Raw genomic sequence first — 3,125 nt, 5'->3', positions numbered from 1 at the left:
ATTAATGATCGATCAAGGGAAGGGCGGGAGTCGGTGGATGGGCAAGGGCTCATGGCGAGAGAGGCGCGCCGGGCGGCGCCGGGCCGGCGCGGTCGTGGCCGTCACGACGCTGGTGCTGGTCGCCGCGGCCGGGACGGCGGTCTGCATGGCCGATGCGCTGCACCGGCTGGGGCCGTCGTTGCGGGCCGGCAATGGCCGCGACTGCTGCCCGTGCCGAGGCCATCCGCACCACGACGCCTCCGCGCCGCATTCGCGCTTCTGAGACCGATCGATCGAAAAATGGCAACACGCGACCCGAACCTTGAGGGGGCCATGGCCCAGCTGGAACCCCCGCCGCATCATCCGGCCACAGCGCCGCGCCGCCGTCGCGCCTGGCTGTTCGGCGGCATCTGCAGCCTGGCGCTGATCGTGCTGGGCGGCACCCTCGCGGTGATGAGCGCTGCCGATGGCACGGTGCCGGCCGCCACCGGGCCCGGGGTGTCGCGCCGGCCAGTTGTCACCACCGTCCTCGCCGAACACCGCCCGATCGAGCGCATCCTGTCGCTCACCGGCACCGTGGTGCCGCGCGAGGAGATCGCGATCGCCGCCGCGGTGGACGGCCAGCGTATCGCCGAGGTGCTGGTGGAGGAGGGCGACCACGTCGTCGCCGGCCAGGTCATCCTACGGCTGGAGACCGACCTGCTGGCGGCATCGGTGCGCGATGCCGAGGCCGCGGTGCTGCGGGCCGAGGCGGGGCTGGCACGGGACCAGGCGATGCAGGTCGAGGCCGCGGCCAATTTCCAGCGCATCGACAGGCTGCGCAGCTCCGCCGCCTTCAACCCGCAGGATTACGACAAGCGGCGGGCGGCCTCGATCTCGGCCGACAAGGTGCTGGAGGTGTCGCGGGCGGAGGTGGCGCAGGCCGAGGCCAAGGCCGACGAGGCGCGGGCCCGGCTCGGCCGGGCCGAGATCCGGGCGCCGACCGCCGGGATCGTCGCCGAACGCACCGCCCGGGCCGGCGCCATGGCGGGGTTGGAGCCGCTGGTCAAGCTGATCCGCGAGGGCGAGGTCGAACTCGAGGCCGAGGTGCCGGAGGCCGACCTGCCGGCCGTCGCGGCGGGCCAGGCCGCCCGGATCACCGTCACCGGCATCGCCGCCGGCTTCGACGGCCGGGTCCGGCTGGTGGGGCCGAAGGCCGATCGCGACACCCGGCTGGGCCGCATCCGCATCAGCCTGCCGATCGACCCCCGGCTGCGCCCGGGCGTGTTCGGCCGCGCCGCGATCGCGGTCGACCGGCGGGCCGATGCCCTGACCATCCCGGACCAGGCGGTGATGCAGCGCGACGACCGCGGCGACAGCGCCGTGTTCGTCGTCGGCGGCGACGGCGCCGTGTCGCGCCGGGTGGTGACGATCGGCCTGCGCCAGGACGGCCGGGCCGAGATCCTGTCCGGCCTCGATCCCGGCCAGCGCGTCGTGCTCGCCGCCGGGGCGTTCCTGCGCGACGGCGACCGGGTGGCTGCGGCCGGCGAGATGCCGGCCTTGTTCCCGTCAGAAGGCGGCCAGCCGTGATGTCGGGCATCTCCTCCTGGTCGATCCGCCGGCCGATCCCGGTCCTGGTGCTGTTCGCGATGCTGACCATCGCCGGCTGGTGGTCGTTCATGCACCTGCCGGTCAACGCCAACCCCAAGCTCGAATTCCCGATCGTGACGGTGACGATCACCCAGGCGGGCGCGGCGCCGTCCGAGTTGGAAACCCAGGTCACGCGGCGGGTGGAAGGCGCGGTCGCCGGGCTGGCCGGGGTGCGCCACATCACCTCGACCATCGCCGACGGCGTGTCCGCGACCGTGGTCGAGTTCCGCATCGGCATCGACCCCGACCGCGCCACCACCGATGTGCGTGACGCCGTCGCCAACATCCGCAGCGACCTGCCGCAGGCGATCGAAGACCCGATCATCGCCCGGCTCGACGTCGAAGGCGGCGCCATCCTGTATTACGGCGTGCGCGCGCCCGGCATGTCGGCGGTCGATCTGTCCTGGTTCGTCGACGACCGCATCGCCCGCGACCTGCTGGCTGTATCAGGGGTGCAGAAGGTGCAGCGGCTGGGCGGCGTCGCTCGCGAGATCCGGGTCGACCTCGACCCCGACCGGCTGGCGGCGCTGGGCGTCACCGCCGACCAGGTCAACCTGCAGCTGCGCGGCATCAACATCGACGTCCCCGGCGGGCGCGGCGAGCTCGGCGCGCGGGAACAGGCGATCCGCACCCTGGGCGGCGCCGACACCGTGCCGGCCCTGGCCGACACCCCGATCGCGCTGCCCAATGGCCGCTGGGCCAAGCTGGCCGATCTCGGCACGGTCAGCGACGGCGCCGGCGAAGTGCGGGCCTCGGCCCGGCTCGACGGCGATCCGGTGGTCGCCTTTGCCGTCTACCGCGCCAAGGGGGCCAGCGACACGGTGGTGGCCGACGGGGTGGCGCAGCGCCTGGCCGGGCTGCAGGCGCAGGTGCCTGATGTGACCATCAGCGAGATCGCCTCGACCGTCGAATACACCCGCGACAGCTATAACGCCGCCATGACGGTGCTGGTCGAAGGCGCGCTGCTGACCGTGCTAGTGGTGTTCGTCTTCCTGCGCGACTGGCGGGCGACGCTGATCGCGGCGCTGGCCATGCCACTGTCGATCCTGCCGGCCTTCTTCGCCATGGATTTGCTGGGCTTCACCCTGAACAGCATCACCCTGCTGGCGCTGACGCTGGTGATCGGCATCCTGGTGGATGACGCCATCGTCGAGATCGAGAACATCGACCGGCACCTGCATCTCGGCAAGCGGCCGTATTTCGCCTCGATCGACGCGGCCGACGCGATCGGCCTCGCCGTGGTCGCGACCACCCTGGCCATCGTCGCGGTGTTCGCCCCGGTCAGCTTCATCGGCGGCGTCATCGGCCAGTATTTCAAGCAGTTCGGCCTGACCGTGGCGGTCGCCGTGCTGGCGTCGCTGCTGGTCGCCCGCCTGCTGACGCCGCTGATGGCCGCCTACATGCTGCGGCCGAAGCCGGCGGCGGCGCACGCCGCAGCGCCGTCCCGGCTGGCCGCGGGATATGCGGCGGTGCTGGGCTGGACCCTCGATCACCGCCGCATCACTTTGGCCGCGGCC

General features: G+C 72.7%; 3 protein-coding genes. All 3 read left to right on the top strand.

All coding sequences use genetic code 11. The features are described 5' to 3' along the window. Window positions 1-262: hypothetical protein (locus tag AC3XYG_RS38690; protein ID WP_489145230.1), on the top strand; the 262-nt coding region annotated here is incomplete at its 5' end. Window positions 263-312: 50 nt separating this feature from the next. Next, the gene (locus AC3XYG_RS38685; RefSeq protein WP_489145229.1) at window positions 313-1,548 is read left to right on the top strand and encodes an efflux RND transporter periplasmic adaptor subunit; all 1,236 of its coding nucleotides are present in this window, start codon (window positions 313-315) and stop codon (window positions 1,546-1,548) included. Beyond that, window positions 1,548-3,125, top strand: a 1,578-nt coding sequence (locus AC3XYG_RS38680; protein WP_489145231.1) for an efflux RND transporter permease subunit, incomplete at its 3' end; no start/stop codon positions are given. The genes AC3XYG_RS38685 and AC3XYG_RS38680, both read left to right, overlap by 1 nt.

It is taken from the genome of Inquilinus sp. (assembly GCF_057815775.1).
The sequence above is the reverse complement of the archived record's forward strand: the minus strand, read 5'-3'. Positions and strand labels throughout refer to the sequence as shown.